Below are 19003 nucleotides of genomic sequence, written 5' to 3'. Positions count from 1 at the left end.
CTCACCGCTCGAACCGAAGGAATGGGCATGGCTTTCGACGAAGAGGCAGTATCGCGTGATCTCACCGACAAGGTGAACACGCTTCTCGCGGAGAACGATCCGAACAGCGTGTCGGTATCGGATTTCCTCGGCGCACGATTCGACGCCGGACTGGCGTGGGTTCATTTCCCCGAAGGTCATGGGGGACTCGGTGTACCGCAGAGCTTTCAGCGTCAGGTGAACGCTCAGCTGGAGGCCGCCGGCGCACCCGGCCCGGCCACCGGCAAGAACGGGATCGGACTCGGCATGGCGGCACCGACCATCGCCGCCTTCGGTACCGAGGAGCAGAAGCAGAAGTTCCTGCGCCCGTTGTGGACTGCGGAGACGGTCTACTGCCAGCTGTTCAGTGAACCGGGCGCAGGTTCGGACCTCGCGGCCGTCGCCACCCGCGCTGTCCGCGACGGCGACGACTGGATAGTCAACGGGCAGAAGGTATGGACGTCGGGTGCGCAGAACGCGCAGCTGGCGATTCTGGTGGCCAGGACTGATCCGTCGCGCTCCAAGCATGCGGGTCTGAGCTACTTCATCTGCGACATGACCGATCCGGGCGTCGACGTCCGTCCGCTGCGCCAAATCACCGGCGAGGCCGAATTCAACGAGGTATTCCTCACGGACGTCAGGATTCCGGACGCCAATCGCCTCGGAGCCGAAGGTCAGGGATGGAAGGTTGCGACCACCACCCTGAACAACGAGCGGGTTGCCATCGGTTCGGGCGCACCGCGTGAGGGCGGCATGATCGGAAAAGTCGCTCAGGCCTGGCGTGACGAGCCCGAGCTGCGTAATCCGGCGATGCACGACGAGTTGATGCGGCTCTGGACCGAATCCGAAGTTGCGCGTCTGACCGGTGAGCGACTGCGCCAGCAGCTCGCCGCCGGCCAGCCCGGCCCCGAAGGCTCGGGAATGAAGCTCGCGTTTGCCGGTTTGGCTCAGCAGATTTCGGGTTTCGACCTCGAGCTGCACGGCGAAGCCGGTCTGCGCTACGACGACTGGACGCTGCGTCGACCGGATTCCGTCGACTTCACCGGGCGTGAACCCGGATACCGGTACCTGCGAGCCAAGGGCAATTCGATCGAGGGCGGAACGTCGGAGATCCTGCGCAACGTCATCGCAGAACGTGTACTCGGGTTGCCGCCCGAGCATCGCGTCGACAAGGACATCGCCTGGAAGGACTTACCCCGATGAGCGCCGATCTGTTGTACTCCGAGACCGAACAAGATCTGCGAGCCAGCGTCAGACGACTGCTGAGCGAGCGTGCCGGTGCCGACACCGTGGTCACGGCGTACGACGACGTGTCCGCCGACTTCACCGGGCTGTGGAAGTCGCTGGCGTCGGAACTCGGTTTGGCGGGACTGCTGGTACCCGAAGAACTGGGCGGGGCAGGTGCGTCGACGCGTGAGGCGGCGGTCGTGATGGAGGAGATCGGACGTGCGGTCGCTCCCGTTCCGTTCTTCACCAGCGCTGTGCTGGCGACCACGGCGTTGCTGAAGGCCGGCGAGACCGAGGTGCTCGGTCAATTGGCGGCGGGGGATTCGACGGCTGCTCTGATCGTCCCGATGTCCACTGCACCAGGAACTTTCACACCCACTGTCAAGGCAACGGCGAGTGGACTCGTCGGCAGCGTCACGACGGTTGCCGGCGTCGCCGAGTCCAATGTTCTTGTTGTTCCGGTTGCCGGTGAGAGCGGTCTGGAGCTGCACACCGTTCGGATCGCCGACGCTACCGTCACGCCGGTTCTGTCCCTGGACATGACGCGCCGATTGGCGGACGTCGAGTTCTCGGGTTCGTCGTCGGTCCGTGTCGACAGCGGCAATGCGGCGCAAGCGGTTGAGGAAGCGTTGCTCTGCGGAAGCGCACTTCTGGCGTCCGAACAGTTCGCTGTAGCTCAGTGGTGCCTCGAAACGACTCTCGCGTATGTGAAGGAGCGCAAGCAGTTCGGCCGGGCGATCGGTTCGTACCAGGCGATCAAGCACCGCCTCGCCGATCTCTGGCTCGAAGTCAGCTCTTCGGGCGCGGCAGCACGCTATGCGGCGGACACCTATGCACGCGGCGACGCCGATGCGGCGATCGCAGCGACGGTGGCCCAGGCATTCTGCAGCGGCGTCGCGGTTCATGCTGCGGAGGAGTGCGTCCAACTTCATGGTGGTATCGGAATGACGTGGGAGTATCCGGCGCACCTGTACCTCAAACGGGCGAAGAGCGATCAGCTGTCGCTGGGAACCGCGTATCAGCATCGGGCACGCCTCGCCGAGTTGGTCGACCTCCCGATCTCGTCCTGAAACTCACCCACTATCTGTCTGGAGAATTGCTGTGAAGGCTTGGCGCGTCAACGAACTCGGTCAACCCCGCGATGTGCTCGCGCTGGAGGAGACCGCGGATCCCACCCCGAATGCGACGGAGATGTTGGTCAAGGTGCTGGCGGCTCCGGCCAACTTCCCCGACGTCCTCATGTGCCGCGGTGAGTACCAGATCAAGCCGCCGCTGCCCTTCACACCCGGTGTCGAACTGTGTGGTGAAGTGGTCTCGGTCGGTGAATCGGTGACCAAATTCGCAGTGGGGGACCGGGTGATCGGTAATCCGAGTCTGCCGTCCGGCGGATTTGCCGAGTACTCGGTACTGGATCAGAACAACACGTTCCCGGCGCCGTCGGCTCTCGACGACGCGGAAGCATCCGCTCTGAGCATCGGCTATCAGACAGCGTGGTTCGCTCTGCATCGCCGCACCCAACTGCTCGAGGGTGAGACGTTGTTGGTCCACGCTGCTGCGGGTGGTGTCGGTAGTGCGGCAGTGCAACTCGGCAAGGCGGCAGGCGCCAAGGTGATCGGTGTCGTCGGCGGCCCGGACAAGGCCGAGTACGCGCGCAAGCTCGGCGCGGACCTCGTCGTAGACCGTCACAGTGAGGACTTCGTGGCAGCGGTCAAGGAGTTCACCGGCGGCAAGGGCGCCGACGTGGTCTTCGATCCGGTCGGCGGCGACGCATACGCGAAGTCCACCAAGTGCATCGCCTTCGAGGGACGGATCGTCATCATCGGCTTCGCCGGTGGCACGATCCCGCAGCCGGCACTCAATCACGCTCTCATCAAGAACTATTCGATCATCGGACTGCACTGGGGGCTGTACAAGGCCTACAACCAGCAGGCCATCGACGACTGCCACGTTGAGCTCACCAGGCTCGCCGATGCCGGCTTCGTCAAACCACTGATCAGTGAGCGGTTGTCGTTGACGGACGTTGCCGACGGTATCGGTCGCCTCGGCGACGGCACCACTGTCGGTCGCGTCGTGTTCCAGCCCTGATTCTTGCTGTGCGCCTTTATTAACCCCCGGCGGTTAATAAAGGCGCACAGCACTTCGTGTTCGACGAAAGGATTCCCCGATGAGGCAAGCTGTCATCGTTTCCACCGCCCGTACCCCGATCGGTAAGGCGTACCGCGGCGCGTTCAACAACACTCAGGCTCAAGAGCTTGCTGCACATGCCATTTCGAATGCAGTTCAGCGCGCGGGCCTCGAGGGCGGCGAGGTCGAGGACGTCATCCTCGGCGCCGCGCTGCAGCAGGGCTCTTCCGGCGGCAACGTCGCGCGGCAAGCGGTACTGCGGGCCGGGCTTCCGGACTCGGTGTCCGGAATGACGATCGACCGTCAGTGCTCGTCCGGTCTCATGGCCATCGCAACCGCAGCCAAGCAGATCGTGGACGACGGAATGCAGATCGCGGTCGGCGGCGGAGTCGAATCGATCTCGTTGGTCCAGAACGATCACATGAACAACTTCCGCGCGGCTGATCCGTGGCTGAAGGAAAACAAGCCGTCGATCTACATGCCGATGCTGCACACGGCCGAGATCGTCGCCGAGCGCTACGGAGTCACCCGCGAGCAGCAGGACGAGTTCGCGCTCGTCTCCCAGCAGCGGACCGCAGCGGCCCAGGACGCAGGTCGGTTCGATCTCGAGATCGTCCCGCTGCCCTCGATCAAGCAGGTGCAGGACAAGGAGACCGGTGAGATCCGCAGCGAGTCCGTGACGCTGACCCGCGACGAAGGCAACCGCGCTTCCACCACGTTGGAAGGGCTGTCGAGTCTGCGACCGGTTCTGGCCGACGGGACTGTCAGTGCTCATTCGTCCATCACTGCGGGCAACTCGTCTCAGCTCTCCGACGGCGCTTCGGCGTCGGTGCTGATGGAGGCAGGCGAGGCGCAACGCCGCGGGTTGGCGCCTCTCGGTATCTACCGTGGCATGGCTGTCGCGGGTTGCGCTCCCGACGAGATGGGCATCGGACCGGTGTTCGCGATTCCGCGTCTGCTGGATCTTCACGGCCTGAAGGTCGACGACATCGATCTCTGGGAACTCAACGAGGCCTTCGCCTCTCAGGCCCTGTACTGCCGCGACAAGCTCGGGATCGATCCCGAGAAGTACAACGTCGACGGCGGCGGTATCTCCGTCGGCCATCCGTACGGAATGACGGGGGCTCGTCTGGTCGGCCATGCTCTTCTTGAAGGAAAACGGCGCGGAGCCAAGCTCGTGGTGGTGACCATGTGCATCGGCGGCGGTATGGGTGCTGCCGGGCTTTTCGAGGTCGCATGAGCTTGATCGAGGGACTGTTCGACGTCAGTGGCAAGACCGTTGTGGTCACCGGTGGATCACGCGGCATCGGATACATGATCGCTCGCGGGTTTGTCGAAGGCGGAGCGACGGTCGTCATTTCGGCCCGAAAAGCCGAAGCCTGTGACGAAGCCGCGCGAGAGCTTTCGGAGTTCGGCACCTGCATTTCGCATCCGGCCGATCTGTCCACGGACGAGGGGGTCGAGAGCCTCGCTGCGAAGGTCGCCGAGATTTCGCCGACGCTCGACGTACTGGTCAACAACGCCGGTGCCACGTGGGGAGCTCCCGTCGACGATTTTCCGGCCGCAGGCTTCGACAAGATTTTCGACATCAATGTCAAGGCAATCTTCCTCCTGACGCAGAAGCTGTTGCCGCAGTTGCGGTCTGCAGCCACGGCGGAAGATCCCGCGCGCGTGATCAATATCGGATCGATCGACGGACTCGTGGTGTCGGGTTCGGAGAACTTCTCGTACGGAGCCAGTAAGGCTGCGGTGCACATGTTGACGCGCAAGCTCGCGGCAACGCTTGCGGGGGAACAGATCACGGTCAATGCCATTGCGCCGGGCCCGTTCCCGTCGAAGATGATGGCATTCCTCCTCGAGGACGAACAGAGTGCAAAGGCTGTGGCGGACTCGGTCCCGTTGGGCCGGGTCGGAACTCCCCAGGATGCCGCAGGTCTTGCCATCTTCCTGGCTTCACGTGCCGGGGCTTATCTGACCGGCGCGGTGATTCCACTCGACGGCGGTGCGAGCGGAGCGCGCTGACCTACTGACCGATCTCCTCTGTCCCAAAAGGCCTGAAAGTCTGAACTACTATGACTTTCAGGCCTTTTCGCGTCTTTGTCTGATTGGGTTATCTGTGACTGCAGTTGCTAGATTGTCCGAGGTTCGGGGGGAACGACGACGACAACACCAACAATCCCGGCCATGGGGGAGTCATGTTTCGCGCGGGGAGATCGTTGGGGGTGTTCGGGGTAGTTGCTGCTCTGGCAGCTGCTGCCGTCACGGCGGTGGCTTCGCCGGCGATGGCTGCGCCGGGCTGCGTCGGAGTCAGTGGCGTCGGTAGTAGCGGTGGTCCGGCCAATGCGGCGCCGTGGCTCAACGGCAACACCGGAGGGTTGCCAGGTCTGTCCGGTCGTACTACCGCGATCGAAAAAGTCACCGGCACATACAGTCCCAACAAGACAGTTGATCGCTTCAATGTCCTGGGTACCGACCTCGGCATCATGTGGGACAACGGTGCGGGGCAGATTCTGACGGCTTTCGGCGATACCACCGGGCTAAGTCGTAACCCCACCTGCGACGGTTTGGTGGGCGAGTGGCGAAGTAATGTGCTCTTCCGCAGCTCGGATCGGGTACTCGCCGACGGGATGCGCATCGACAGCGCGCCGAAGGACGGTACCGGTCAGGCGCGTGAGATCATCTCCGGTCTGAAGATTCCGGGCGTCGAGGCCTCCAGCATCCCCACGAGCGGCATCGCAGTGAACGGTGTGCAGTATCTGAGCTACATGTCGGTGCGCAACTGGGGCGAGGCCGGGCAGTGGAGTACAAACTACTCACAGATTGCTACCTCCTCGGACAACGGCGAGACGTGGACCACTCGTCCGGAAACTCTGCGCCCCAACATCGGTGGGGTTCTTCCCCCGGGTGTCGCCCCCGTCGCCGGTAGCGAGAACTTCCAGATGAGCTCGATGGTGAAGGACGGCGGGTTCGTCTACAACTACGGAACCCCCGCGGGACGATCCGGCGAGGTTCGACTTTCTCGCGTGCCCGAGGGGGCGATCCTCGATCTTTCCGCCTACGAGTACTGGAACGGAAACGGCTGGATCCTTGCCGATCCCGCTGCGGCCGTACCCGTCATGGACGGCCGCATCGGTGAGGTCTCCGTTCAGTACAACGAGTTCCTCGGCAAGTTCGTGGCGATGTACGCCGACGCGTTCAGTTCGATCGTGATGCGAACCGCTCCCAGTCCGGTCGGTCCGTGGACGGCACCGGAGACACTGGTCAATCTGGTCGAGGTTCCCGGTATCTACGCCGCATACATCCACCCGTGGTCCAGTGGTTCGGATCTGTACTTCCTTGCCACCACGTGGGCCGACTACAACGTCATGTTGATGCGTACGACGCTCGTTCGCTGATCCGGCTCACGCTTGCGTTTGCTGGAGGTACACGATCTCCTCGGTGATCGGCGCGTCGTCATCGGCGTCGGTCGGCGGTTCTTGTCGGCGGCGCCACCAGATGGTGAACAGGACGGCTCCGATCACCAAGGCAGCCAGAGCGATTACCGCCACCCAGAATTTCGGGCCGTAGTATCCGACAAGGACCATGCGCATGGCGTTGCGCGCCCACGTGAGTGGCATCAGAGCGTGCAGCCACTGCAGAACCGTCGGCATCTGTTCGATGGGGTATACCGCGCCGAAGGCGAAGATCTGAATCATCAAGGCGCCCAGAGCGATGAAGGTTCCGTTGACGGCACCGAACACAACGGTGAAGAGCCTGCCCGAGCTGACCGCGGCGGCACCCACCAGGATCATCACTGCGATCATCGCCAGAACACTAGGTGGTTCGACGTTTGCCACGGTCAGTGACACCACCGACAACACGAGCGCCGCGACCAAGGTGACCAGGGCGGGAATGCGGTAGCGGCGCAGCCCCTCACGTACCACGCTGGTGTGCGAGTTCAGTGAACGTCCGCGTCGTGGGCGGACGACGAACCACGTGAGAATTCCGCACAGGAACAGTGCCACCGAGATCACGGCAGGGACGGCTCCCGGCCCGAAACCGGCTGCGGGATAGTTGTTCCGCGCGTCGACGGCAACCGGGGAGGAGAGGAGATTGGCCGTGGTGGCGCGCTCGTCGTCCGTGAACTGCGGTACCTGGGCGGCACCGTCGGACAAACCGGTGGCGAGTTCCGCGCTGCCCGCGTCGAGCTCGCCGACGCCGGCCGATAGCTGCCCGAGACCGTCACGGAGCGCAATACTTCCAGTGTCCAACTGCCCCAGCCCGGTGGAGAGTTCCTGTGCACCGGTAGCGAGTTGGCCTGCACCGTCGGACAGTTGGCCCAGGCCGGTGTTGAGTTCACCTGCACCGGCCGCGGCGGCAAGGAGCCCACCACGGTAGTCGCTGCTCGGATCAGTGAGCTGCCGCGAGATTTCCCGCGCGCCGTCGCGAAGCTGACCGAGCTGACCGATCACGTCGTCGTCCGACGGTTGTGCAGTCAGGGAAGCCCGCAGTCCACCCAGGGCTTCGACGAGTCCGGCGGAGACCGGATCGGCCGAGTTTCGAAGCATCGACGTGAGGGCGTCGATCTGACCGACGACGGCGTCCGAGGACCCCGCGAGGTCGAGTACCGGGGTGGTGACCATGTCGACCACTTCGCTGATCTGTCGGGCGCCTGCGCCGAGTTCGTCGGTGCCCCCGACCAACTGGTTGAGTCCGCTGCTCAGCTCGCCCGAGCCTGCAGCAGCTTCGCGAGCTCCGGCAGCCAGCTCGCCGGCTCCGGCGGCCAGCTCCTTGCCGCCCTGATTTGCTTCGCCCATGCCGGTGGCGAGTTCCTTGCTTCCAGCGTAGAGCTCGTTGGTTCCGGCAAGCGCTTCGGAGGATCCATCGGACAGCTGTTGCGCTCCTGCTGCTGCTTCACCGAATCCTGTTCCGAGTTCACCCAACCCGACCAGCACCTGGTCGATGGACTGCTCGCCGATCGACTCGGAGACCGCCGAGCGCACCTGAGCGATGATGCTTTCACCGACCGGGCCGGCGACCAGACTGTTGTAGTCGTTGTACAAGACGTCGAGTTCGGCCTTGCGGCCCGAACCCGATGCGGCACTGGCCACATCCGCGCTGAAAGTTTTCGGAATGACGACCGAGAAGTAATAGGTGCCGTCGTTGACGCCGTCGGCGGCTTCCTGTTCCGAGACGACCTTCCATGCAACGTCTCCGCTCTCGACGAGCGCGGCAACAACTTCATCGCCGGCTTGCAGACGTGTTCCGTCGAGTTCTGTGCCCGCATCGGCGTTGACGATGGCGACGGGCAAGCGGTTGACCGTGTCGCCCGGATCCCACAGTGCCCACATGTAGAACGCCGCAATCGACAGCGGTGCGATGACGAGGACAGCGAGAACTGTCCGGATGATGTGCGTGCGTCGCGTCGTGGCCGCGTTGTCGACTACGGGTTGTGGCGCCATGTGGAGCTCTCTTCTCGTGGACCGAAGCAGGTGTGGCACGAAAGGGAGCCACCAAAACTGCTGGACATACGTCCAGCTCGGTCACGATACAAAGCAAACGGCCATCCTGTGACCGTTTTCGAAGAATTGGGCGTTATCGGCCGCCGTGCTCTGCCTCGATCTTTGCCCACTCCCACCCTCGGAAGTTGGCCAGACGAAGCTCCTCTGCTTCGTCGAAGGTGTACCACTCGGTGCTCGGCGCATCAGGGAGAGTGCCGCGCAAGTATTCGCCCAGGTAGTGAAGTGGGCCTTCCCAGCCGGTTCCGACGCCGTAGCAGCCGGTGTCCGGGTCGTTACGGAAGACATCGGCGACGGAGGCGTGCTCCAACTCGAGCCAGGTGGCGTCGGGGCCGTCGGCAGTCAGCCGGATCTCGACCTGATCGCTGTATCCACGATCGCCGGGCGGTGTCCACTGCAGTCGCAGCAGGTGTGGGGCGTCGCAGGCCAGGATCTCGCCACTTGCCTGGCCTTCGAAGGCGTACGAGCCGCCCACCTGGAAGTTTCCGCTCACCGGGAGGAAGAAGCGGTTGATGCGGTCAGGGGTCGTGATGGCGTCCCAGACGTCGTCGACCGACGCGTTGTAGCGGCGCTTGAGTACGGCAGTTCGAGCCGAACCTTCTGCGATGTCGCGGTTACCCATGCTCCGCTCCACCGCGGTGAGGCTGGTGTCCTGGTTCGCGATCTCGGTCATTGTGAGTCTCCTTCGTCGGAAGAATTCGATTGTGAAGATCTGCTCCGCTTCGAGCCGCGTCGTTTCCCGCGTGCGAGTTCTGTGGCCAATGCGTCGAGAGGGCCGCTCCAGAACTGCCGGAATCCGTCGAGCCATTGGTCCACTTCTTGCAATGGCGCGGGCTCGACGGCATAGAGACGCCTGGTGCCTTCACTGCGGACGGTGGCGAATCCGTTTTCTCGGAGTACTCGCAGGTGTCCGGACGCGGTCGGTTGCGAGATTCCGAACTCCGCTGCCACGACTTCGGCGATCTGACCCGCCGAGCGCTCGCCGCCGGACAGGAGTTCCATGATTCGTCGCCGCACTGGGTCTCCGAGAACGTCGAATGCATGCACCAGTCATTTATATCGGCAATGACCAATATAGGCAAGCGCCGAAACTTGTACCCGGACTCGGTCAGTCCGAGAGCGCGAACTCGTCGGCGTCGAAAAGTTCGCCGATCAGCCCGCCGAGATGGCGTCGATGTTCGGCTGACAGCGTCGCTGCCGACTCGGCATCGTGGTCTGCGCACAGCTTGATCAGCCTGTTGTGATGATCGACGGAGTCCTGGCTCCCGAGGAGGCTCGAGAACTTGCGGTAGTAGATGCGGTGAATTTGTGGGTGCACTTGGTGGATCAGCTTCTTCAACAGCGGATTCGCCGCAGCATCGATGATGACGCTGTGTAGGCGATCGTCAGCGGTCAGGGCTCGGCCTATGTCGTTTCGCTTGACGGCGGCAGCGAAGTCCTTGTTGGCCGAACGCATCGCCCCGATCATCTCGTCGGTGAGATTCGGTACAGCGGTGACGACGGCCAGTTGGTCGAGAGCTTCGATGACTGCGAGTGTTGCCTCGACGTCGCCGCGGTCGAGGGTGGTGATGCGCGTGTACGCACCGGGTTTCGCTTCCACGAGTCCGGTGTCGACAAGCCTTGCGAGCGCTTCGCGGACCGGAGTTCTGCTCAGTCCCAGATACTCGGCGAGTTCGCTGTCCTTGATCTTCGAGCCCGGCGCCAGTTCACCGGTGACGATCGCTTCGCGAATGCGTTCGAGAGCGATGTCGCTCATTCGTGCTCGCTCAACCGGTTTACCGCCACGCAACATACTGGATATCGTACTCTGCAGCCTCCCCGCTGCAGGTCAGCCCGAAACGACCATCGAAGGGTGTCTCCGGGCATCTGCAACCCGCCGGAGCAGAGCGCGGGCGAGAATTGTTGCCGGATCGATGATCTGACAGGTTGTGGCGTCGGCGGGCAGTCCGAGCGGAATCTCGGTGCATCCGGCCACGACGACCTGCGCGCCCGATTCGACGAGAAGATCAGCGGCCCTGACGAGCTTGTCGGTGGTCTCGTCTTCGACGTTGCCGCTCTTGATTGCTCGGATCGCCGGCATCACCAGTTCGTCCTGGATCGCAGGTCCGGGCACCAGGACGTCGATCGAGTATTCCGACAGCCATTGTTGATACAACCCGGTGCGGACCGTCCCCGTGGTGGCCAATAGTCCGACGGATGTGACGGCGGGTGAGAGCGTCCGGATGTGCCGAGTGACTTCGTCGATCATGTGGACGACGGGAAGTCCCAGTTGGGACGAGATGGCGGGCAGGAAGGCGTGGGCGGTATTGCATGGGATGGCGAGCGTCGTCGCGCCCGACTCTCGGAGAACGCGCGCACCGCGGATCAGCCAGGGGGTGGGGTCAGGGCCGTTCTCGGTGAGTGCCAATGTCCGGTCGGGAACGGTGGGATCGGCCCAGATGACAACTTTGGGGTGCTCCTGATCCGTCGAACCTGGTGTCAGCGCAACGAGTTTGGAGTAGAAGTCGGCAGTAGCGGCGGGCCCCATGCCTCCGAGTATTCCGATGACGGGGTCGCTCATGGACGCCGGAGAGCTGGCGCTCTGCCGTATTCGTGGCACCTTCATGTTGCAATCCAACCTTTCGCATCCAATATATTGGATACTCGTAATGTTGACTACAGTGAAGGAGGTCGGAGGTAGTTGTCAAGTAAGGCGCAGTGTTCCCGGAATTGCGAAGTTCGAGAACTCAGCCGATCAGCAGGGGTTCGGTTCGCCGATCTTCACGGCCGAGAGCACGGCTTCGATTTCCCCGAAAGGACTTCCGGCAGAGGGTGTCTGATCGACGACAATCCAGTTGGAATCGACCAGTTGGCGTCGACCCGCGCCGGTTGCGTCAGCACTTCTGGAGAAGAAGACTCCGGCCGACTGAATGGTGTCCTGTGCGTCTTGAAGATTCATGCACACGACGTTGGGCATGACCGCGGGAGCTGCAGCGGGCGTCACTTCCGCGGCGACTGGGGTCGTGGCCAGTGGAGAATTCGTCGTACCGATCACCGAGGTGGTCAATGGAGCCTGAGTCGTCGTGGGTTGAGTTGTCGAGGTTGCAGTGGTGGTCGCGGTGGATGTTGATTCGGCCTCGCTGTCGGTGCTTGTTCCTGAGCACGCGGCAAGTGACGCCAAGGCGAATGCGCTGAGTCCGATGCGAACGGCAGTTGAGGGCGGGCGAATCGATGTCGAAAAGAGGTGTGGTGCGCGCACAGACGTTCCTTGTCGGTAAAGGGGCGATGAAAGCGGAGATTCGAGCGCAGAGCACATCCGACGCCGTCGATGTGCCTTATGTCGAATAGAACCATAGGCTTTCGGCACCGGATTCGAGAGGAATTGCCTACATGCATTTTCTGGAACTACGACACGCGCAGTGTGAACCCCCAGCGGCGTATTCGCCTGTCCTGGAGAGCTACGGAGACGTGCAGACTGTTCTTCTGGGCACCGACCCGCTTCCGGCACATCGACGGTTCGACGCCGTGATCGTGATGGGCGGGCCGATGGGCGTCGGCGATCAGGGCGAGGTCGAGTGGTTGGCATCCGAGATCGAATACATTCGCGATCTGGTCGAGAGCGACGTCCCGGTGTGGGGAGTGTGTCTGGGTTCGCAGTTGCTCGCCGCGGCGCTGGGTGCTCGCGTCTACACGGGCGCTGTGCCTGAAGTCGGAGTTGAGGAGATCACCTTGACTGTCGAGGGCCGGCAAGATCCCGTGTGGGGAGATCTGCCCTCCACATTTCCTGCAATGCAATGGCATTCGGATACCTTCGACATTCCGAACGGCGCGGTGCGGCTCGCTGGTTCAGCCAAGTATCCGAATCAACTCTTCCGATACAAGCAGAGTTACGCCGTTCAGTTTCACCTCGAAGCGTCCTCCGCGGTGGCGCGCGAGTGGATGGAACTGGCCGAGTACCGCGATTCGCTGCATGCTTCGCTGGGAGCGGACGGTCCGCGCATCTTCATGCAGCAGTTGAGTGCAGCCGAGTCGCAGGGACTCGAGATTGCCGCAGCCGTGATGGAGAAATGGTTGAAATCCATCTCCACCGAATAAGCCCGTTTTGTCCTGATTGACCGATTTACCTGTTACCTTGTGTTCTCGTGGGTGGATGAACCGATCCGGTCGAGCAACACACCTCGTAGAGTCCGGATCTCCTCCGCGAAAGGGGAGCGATGCGCCGGATGCGGAAGATATCGACAGCAGCAGTGACGTGTGTACTCGCGTCGACCGCGGTCTTGGGGGCGACCCAGGCCAATGCATCCCCGTGGGATTGCAATGTCACCGGGAGCTTGGATCAATCAGGTGGGCCGACCAATCCGATTCCCTGGCTCAACGGCACGGATGGCAAACTGCCGGAATTGCAAGGCCGCACCTCGGCGGTCGAGTACATCACGGGCGCGCTGAGCCCCAACCAAACCGTCGAGCGGTTCAACGTTCTCGGCACGGATCTGGGCATCATGTGGGACAACGGCGCAGGTCAGGTCCTGACAGCTTTCGGTGACACCGTCGGTATCGGATCTGACCCTCTGTGCTCCGGGGTGGTCGGCGACTGGCGCAGCAACGTCCTGTTCCGTAGCTCGGACGGAAATCTGTCCGACGGCATGAACATCGACTCCTCACCGACCGACCGACCGAATCACTCGCGCGAGATCATCGGAAGTCTGAAAGTCACCGGCGTCGAAACCAGCAGCATTCCGACGACGGGTATCTCCGTGGGCGGCGTTCAGTACGTCAACTACATGTCGATACGTTCGTGGGGAGGGTCGGGCGAGTGGGTCACCAACTTCTCGCAGATCGCGTCCTCGCACGACAACGGTGAGACCTGGCAGATCGAACCGGCCTCGTCCCGGCCCAATCTGCCGTTGACAGGTAACGACAACTTCCAGATGGGGTCCTTCGTCAAAGACGGTGGTTACGTCTACAACTTCGGCACCCCCGCCGGACGCTTTGGCGAGGGGCGTCTCTCGCGAGTCAAGGAAGCCTCCATCGCGGACGTCGCGGCGTACGAATACTGGGACGGAAAGGCATGGGTCCCCAACAATCCTGCTGCCGCTGCAGTAGTTCTCGACGGGGATGTCAGCGAACTGTCGGTGCAGTACAACAACTATCTCGGAAAGTTCGTCGCGATGTACTCCAACGAGTGGGGAGCGCTGGTGCTGCGGACGGCCTCGGACCTGACCGGCCCGTGGAGCGCACCGGACGTCGTGATCGGCACCGACGAGGTTCCGGGACTCTACGGCGCGTACATGCACCCCTGGTCGCAGGGGCAGGACCTCTACTTTCTCGCCACCACGTGGTCCGACTACAACGTGATGCTCATGAAGACCACGCTGCACCAGTGAACCGGATGGTTATCGTTGAACGGTGAGCACCACCGACAATGCGCTACTGATCACCGCCCTTCGAGACGTGTTGGTGGGACCACTTCCCGAAATCGGCCGACGATTTTCGACGCTGATCGCGGACATGGCGCCGCACACCTCTCTGGTGATCTTCACCCGTGAGTGCACCGGTAGGCCGCGCAAGGTTGCCGGGGATCCAGCTGTCGTCGATCGTGTGACCATCGCCGAACTCGACCGTATCCGCACGGATCTCACTGTCGGACAGATATTTCGGGGAAAATGCGCTATCGCCGGCCGGGACCGTGAAGTGCTCGCGATGCTCGATCGAACAGACACCCTACTCGTGCTGACGCCGCACCCCGGACCGGTGAAGGCGGCATCCCTCGAATTGATCCAGGCACTGTTCGCGGTGACTGCAACCGGAATTCAGCTCCAGGTGCGGAACGCGAGTCCGGCATATCTCGCCGAGTCGCGGGCAGCGTCGTCCGAGCGTGCACGCACCGTGGCAGAGATGACGGAGGTGCATGCGGCCACCCTCGAGACGATGCTGGCGACGCTGCGCTCGGCGGATCTCGACGACACGCGTGCTCGAACCTCGGCCAGGGAGACTGCGGCTTCGGCCCTGATCGGCCTGCGTTCGGCCGTCGACGTGCACCGCGAGTTGGCCGAGGAGTCGACCACCACCGCTTTTGCGCGGATGCGTGGGGAATTGCGTTCGCTGCTCAAGCATCGGGAAATCGCGTTGGAGTTGGTGGAGCCACCCGTCGACGGGCGTGGGTTACCCGGTGAAGTGGCGCACGGCGCCCGCGCGGTCGTCCGCGGCGCGGTCTTGGCCTTGTCGGATCAGCAGACGCTCTCGCGAATCCGGGTGGCCTGGACCCTCGACGCGGCTTCGCTCTCGATCGACATCCGCGACGACGGTGGTGGTGAAGCCGATGTGATCGACGTGGAACGCCAATTACGTTCGAGGGTAGAGACTTTGGGCGGAACCGTCGAATCCGAGTCGACGCCCGGGTGGGGGAACCGGATCAGCACAACCATCCCGCTCGACGCCCCAGTCGCGCTGCCGAACCGCGACGTACTCACCGAACTGGCACCGCGGGAGTTCGAGGTACTCGAGCATCTGGTGGCCGGACGGCGCAACAAGGCAATCTCGGAGCGACTCGGCGTCAGTGAGAGCACAGTCAAGTTTCATGTTGCCGGGGTCCTGCGGAAATTGAGCGTCGAGAGTCGGGGTGCGGCGGCCGCCGCGGGCGCGGAGGCCGGCGTGAAGCCTGCACCCTAGTCCTTTCGGCCAGGTCGGTCAGTCAGTTCGACCAGGGTTGCGGGCACCTGCTTCGGGCTAACCTTTCAACGAGTGCACATATCGCAATGTGAAAACACGGCGCCATGTGACGACACGTCCTCAATCGCACGAAGCCAGGAGCAAAGCCATGCCACAGCAGGTACGCGGCGTCATCGCCCGATCCAAGAGTGCCCCCGTCGAAATCGTCCCCATCACGATTCCCGATCCCGGCGCCAACGAGGTAGTGGTCGCCATTGCAGCGTGCGGTGTGTGCCACACCGACCTGACCTACCGCGACGGCGGAATCAACGACGAGTACCCGTTCCTGCTCGGGCACGAGGCGTCGGGCATCGTCGAGAGCGTCGGCCCCGGTGTCACTCACGTCGAGGTGGGCGACTTCGTCGTCCTCAACTGGCGTGCCGTATGCGGGCAGTGTCGTGCGTGTAAGCGTGGCCGCCCGCAGTACTGCTTCGACACGTTCAACGCCGAGCAGAAGATGACGCTCGAAGACGGCACCGAACTGACGCCGGCACTCGGCATCGGCGCATTCGCAGACAAGACGCTGGTTCACGAAGGCCAGTGCACCAAGGTCGACGCCTCGGCCGATCCGGCTGTCGTCGGACTGCTCGGTTGCGGCGTCATGGCCGGCATGGGTGCCGCGATGAACACCGGCAACGTCGGACGCGGTGATTCGGTGGCTGTGATCGGGTGTGGCGGCGTCGGCGACGCAGCGATCATGGGTTCACGCCTGGCCGGTGCCAATACCATCATCGCCATCGACCGGGATCCACGAAAGCTGGAGTGGGCCACGGAACTTGGTGCCACGCACACGATCAATGCGACCGAGGTCGACGACGTCGTCGAAGCAGTCCAGGAGCTGACCGGAGGTTTCGGCGCCGACGTGGTTGTCGACGCAGTCGGCCGTCCCGAGACCTGGAAGCAGGCGTTCTACGCCCGCGACCTCGCGGGAACCGTAGTGCTGGTGGGAGTTCCGACGCCGGACATGAAGCTGGAAATGCCTCTGGTGGACTTCTTCTCGCGCGGCGGAGCCCTCAAGTCGTCGTGGTACGGCGACTGCCTGCCCGAGCGTGACTTCCCCGTTCTGGTCGACCTGTACCAGCAGGGGCGTCTGCCGCTCGAGAAGTTCGTCAGCGAGCGCATCAAGCTCGACGAGGTCGAGAAGGCCTTCGAGACGATGCACCGCGGCGAGGTCCTTCGTTCGGTGGTGGTCCTGTGACATTGCGTGTCGATCGCGTCGTCACCTCGGGCACGTTCAGCCTCGACGGCGGAACATGGGACGTCGACAACAACATCTGGCTGATCGGTGACGACAACGAAGTGGTGATCGTCGACGCAGCGCACACCGCGCGGCCGATCATCGACGCTGTCGGTGGACGCAAGGTGATCGGAATCGTCTGCACCCACGGTCACAACGATCACGTCACGGTTGCGCCGGAGCTGGCCGAGAAGCTCGACGCTCCGATCTACCTGAACCCGGCCGACGATGTCCTCTGGGAGATGACTCACCCCGGGGTGAAGCATCTGAGCTTGGAAGATGATCAGCGTATTGCTGTGGCGGGTACGGACATTCTGGCCATCCACACACCGGGCCATTCCCCGGGGTCGACCTGCCTCTACCTGCCCGAGGCGGGGGAACTGTTCAGCGGCGACACCTTGTTCTCCGGTGGACCCGGCGCAACGGGGCGGTCGTACTCCGACTTCCCGACCATCATCGGGTCCATTCGCGACAAGCTGTTCGCGCTCCCCGCCGAGACCAAGGTTCACACCGGTCACGGCGACGGCACGACGATCGGTACCGAGGCGCCGCATCTCGAAGAATGGATCCGCGCCGGATCCTGATGTGATCAGAAGCGAAGTGGGGACGCCGGTACCGGCGTCCCCACTTTTGTCACAACGCTGATGCCCAACCGGCGGTGTCGTTCTCACCCGGGATCGCCATCAGGCCGTGCCACAGTTCGAGGATCTCGAACCATTCTGTCTCGGATCGGCTGAGGGGACGGACGGATTCGTAGCCGGCGCGCAGGCTCTGCCGTACCGCGATCGGTGTCGGTCGCCAATCGGTGAACAGGGTGCCCAGATAGACGCTTGCCTTGGCCAGGTCGCTCACCCGGTGGTCGATCACCACGTCGTCGAAGTCGAGTACTCCGGTGGTCCGAGAGTTTCGAGTCAAGATGTTGGCTGCACGGAAGTCGTTGTGTACCAGTTGTGTTTGGTCATCGAGCTCGGACGCACGCGCCAGGAGGCCCACGAGCCTACGCGTTGCCTCAGGCGCGAACCCGCGGTCGAAATTCGCGAGCCAACCACCGATGCGCTCCTTCAACCCGGTGCTGCGCGACGAGAAAACCGATCCGTCGACATGGGTGGCGCCGAGCGTTCGGTGTATTTCTGCCAGACATGCTCCTGCCGAACGGACCGCCGCGCGGTCTTGCACGTCCAACCAATCTCCCGCCAACTCCGGCAGTACGGTGAATGACACTGCGCACGAAGGCCCTTCCAGTGTTTCCCGGTCCAACAGTGTTTCCCGGTCCAATCCGTTCAGGGACGTGATTGGTGACGGAACGGGCACGCCCTGCGCGGCGAGTGCGCTCAGCAGGCGCGTCGACGCCTCCAGGTTCGCGAAGCGCTCTGTGTCGCGCGACCACTTCACCACCAGCCCACCTCGGTCGCTCGCAACCCACACAATCGCGTTCTGGTCACTGATCGCCATTCGCGAGCACTCGAGGGCCGTCAATCCCCAAGTCTGCTCGAGTACCGCCGAGACCCAATGGGTGGCTGCGCCGAAGCTGTTGAATCCGAATCGCTGCTTCAGAGCGGCTTCCGACTCCACCGATTCCCAGAGCATGGACAACCCGAGTGGCAACATGCTGTTCGACTCTAGTGGGGAGAAGTTCGAATCGAGGTGCCGATCTCGGAAGCACTCGAAGACGCCTTGGCGACAGCTGCAGTTCAGCCGCCTTGACTCAGTTCGCTGAAGATCAGGTTGGTCTGGGTATTGGCGATGGCCGGATCGTTGAGGTGCGCGCTGACGAAATCGCGAAGCCGAGTGGGGGATTCACACGACACGTGTACCAGGAGATCACGGTCCCCACTCATCAGGAACACTCGCTGAACGGAATCCAATCCGCTCAGGTGCTCGGCAATTTCCGTCATCCGGCTCCTGGCGTGGGAGTGAATCAGAATCGACACCATCGCCGAGATCTCGAGGCCGAGTAGCTCGAGGTCTATGTCTGCGTGAAACCCCTTGATGACGCCCGATTCGCGTAGCGCACGCATCCGCGCCAGAGCGGTCGACGGCGCTATCCCGACCTTCTCGGCGAGTGCGTTGTTGGGGATGCGTGCATCCCGGACGAGTTCGCGGAGAATCGCTGTATCGACGTCGTCGAGCCGAACATGATTCGGCCGAGCTGCGGCAGCTGCCCGTTCGATCGCATTTATCATCCGATTTCTCCCTGCCGTCGCGAAAATAT

The 19003-nt window shown here is 62.9% G+C and carries 19 protein-coding genes; 11 read left to right on the top strand and 8 right to left on the bottom strand.

Annotated features, from left to right (window positions below; genetic code table 11):
* Positions 1-27 precede the first annotated feature (27 nt).
* From EHW12_RS27150 to EHW12_RS27125, 6 genes are all read left to right on the top strand, one after another.
* On the top strand, positions 28-1221 hold the full coding sequence (locus EHW12_RS27150; protein WP_030536036.1) for an acyl-CoA dehydrogenase family protein: 1194 nt from the start codon (positions 28-30) through the stop codon (positions 1219-1221).
* Positions 1218-2315, top strand: coding sequence for an acyl-CoA dehydrogenase family protein (locus EHW12_RS27145; protein ID WP_125052187.1), 1098 nt, complete (start codon positions 1218-1220; stop codon positions 2313-2315). The genes EHW12_RS27150 and EHW12_RS27145 overlap by 4 nt, the downstream gene beginning before the upstream one ends.
* A gap of 31 nt (positions 2316-2346) precedes the next feature.
* Positions 2347-3330: an NADPH:quinone oxidoreductase family protein gene (locus EHW12_RS27140; protein ID WP_042446288.1), complete on the top strand. Its 984-nt coding sequence runs from the start codon at positions 2347-2349 to the stop codon at positions 3328-3330.
* Between the two features lie 79 nt (positions 3331-3409).
* On the top strand, positions 3410-4609 hold the full coding sequence (locus EHW12_RS27135; protein WP_003943187.1) for an acetyl-CoA C-acyltransferase: 1200 nt from the start codon (positions 3410-3412) through the stop codon (positions 4607-4609).
* Positions 4606-5391, top strand: coding sequence for a RhlG family 3-oxoacyl-ACP reductase (locus EHW12_RS27130; protein ID WP_007730838.1), 786 nt, complete (start codon positions 4606-4608; stop codon positions 5389-5391). Before EHW12_RS27135 ends, EHW12_RS27130 begins: the two co-directional genes overlap by 4 nt.
* A gap of 173 nt (positions 5392-5564) precedes the next feature.
* Complete coding sequence (locus tag EHW12_RS27125; protein ID WP_116057768.1) at positions 5565-6764, top strand: DUF4185 domain-containing protein; 1200 nt, start codon at positions 5565-5567, stop codon at positions 6762-6764.
* A 6-nt stretch (positions 6765-6770) separates the two neighbouring features.
* On the opposite strand, the gene EHW12_RS27120 is transcribed toward EHW12_RS27125, so the two are convergent.
* From EHW12_RS27120 to EHW12_RS27095, 6 genes are all read right to left on the bottom strand, one after another.
* Positions 6771-8810, bottom strand: a complete 2040-nt coding sequence (locus tag EHW12_RS27120; RefSeq protein ID WP_030536032.1) for a YhgE/Pip domain-containing protein — start codon at positions 8808-8810, stop codon at positions 6771-6773.
* A gap of 133 nt (positions 8811-8943) precedes the next feature.
* Positions 8944-9540 (bottom strand): SRPBCC domain-containing protein, encoded by a 597-nt coding sequence (locus EHW12_RS27115; RefSeq protein ID WP_003942993.1) that lies wholly within the window; start codon positions 9538-9540, stop codon positions 8944-8946.
* Positions 9537-9914: a metalloregulator ArsR/SmtB family transcription factor gene (locus EHW12_RS27110; protein WP_003942971.1), complete on the bottom strand. Its 378-nt coding sequence runs from the start codon at positions 9912-9914 to the stop codon at positions 9537-9539. The genes EHW12_RS27115 and EHW12_RS27110 overlap by 4 nt, the downstream gene beginning before the upstream one ends.
* Before the next feature lie 61 nt (positions 9915-9975).
* Entirely contained in the window at positions 9976-10659 is a 684-nt protein-coding gene (locus EHW12_RS27105) for a GntR family transcriptional regulator (RefSeq protein ID WP_030536031.1), read from the bottom strand.
* A gap of 36 nt (positions 10660-10695) precedes the next feature.
* Entirely contained in the window at positions 10696-11472 is a 777-nt protein-coding gene (locus tag EHW12_RS27100) for an amino acid racemase (protein WP_230587515.1), read from the bottom strand.
* 129 nt (positions 11473-11601) lie between these two features.
* Positions 11602-12105 (bottom strand): PASTA domain-containing protein, encoded by a 504-nt coding sequence (locus EHW12_RS27095; protein ID WP_030536029.1) that lies wholly within the window; start codon positions 12103-12105, stop codon positions 11602-11604.
* 209 nt (positions 12106-12314) lie between these two features.
* Between EHW12_RS27095 and EHW12_RS27090 the strand changes: the two genes are divergently transcribed.
* From EHW12_RS27090 to EHW12_RS27070, 5 genes are all read left to right on the top strand, one after another.
* Positions 12315-12941, top strand: a complete 627-nt coding sequence (locus EHW12_RS27090) for a type 1 glutamine amidotransferase (protein WP_007730853.1) — start codon at positions 12315-12317, stop codon at positions 12939-12941.
* Positions 12942-13060: 119 nt separating this feature from the next.
* Positions 13061-14230: a DUF4185 domain-containing protein gene (locus EHW12_RS27085; protein WP_064074987.1), complete on the top strand. Its 1170-nt coding sequence runs from the start codon at positions 13061-13063 to the stop codon at positions 14228-14230.
* A 22-nt stretch (positions 14231-14252) separates the two neighbouring features.
* Positions 14253-15515, top strand: coding sequence for a LuxR C-terminal-related transcriptional regulator (locus EHW12_RS27080; protein ID WP_030536026.1), 1263 nt, complete (start codon positions 14253-14255; stop codon positions 15513-15515).
* Positions 15516-15663: 148 nt separating this feature from the next.
* Complete coding sequence (locus EHW12_RS27075) at positions 15664-16752, top strand: S-(hydroxymethyl)mycothiol dehydrogenase (RefSeq protein ID WP_030536025.1); 1089 nt, start codon at positions 15664-15666, stop codon at positions 16750-16752.
* Positions 16749-17375 carry an MBL fold metallo-hydrolase gene (locus EHW12_RS27070; protein WP_030536024.1) on the top strand — a complete coding sequence of 209 codons (627 nt, stop codon included), beginning with the start codon at positions 16749-16751 and terminating at the stop codon, positions 17373-17375. The genes EHW12_RS27075 and EHW12_RS27070 overlap by 4 nt, the downstream gene beginning before the upstream one ends.
* Positions 17376-17424: 49 nt before the next feature.
* On the opposite strand, the gene EHW12_RS27065 is transcribed toward EHW12_RS27070, so the two are convergent.
* A complete protein-coding gene (locus tag EHW12_RS27065) occupies positions 17425-18399 on the bottom strand; it encodes a phosphotransferase (protein WP_030536023.1) in 975 nt (324 codons plus the stop codon).
* Between the two features lie 83 nt (positions 18400-18482).
* Positions 18483-18974, bottom strand: a complete 492-nt coding sequence (locus EHW12_RS27060; protein WP_007730865.1) for an Lrp/AsnC family transcriptional regulator — start codon at positions 18972-18974, stop codon at positions 18483-18485.
* Between the last annotated feature and the right edge of the window lie 29 nt (positions 18975-19003).

It is taken from the genome of Rhodococcus sp. NJ-530 (assembly GCF_003860625.1).
In the GTDB taxonomy this organism is placed as follows: Bacteria; Actinomycetota; Actinomycetes; order Mycobacteriales; family Mycobacteriaceae; genus Rhodococcus_F; species Rhodococcus_F qingshengii.
Note: the sequence above shows the minus strand (reverse complement) of the source record. Positions and strands in the feature narration are given on the sequence as shown.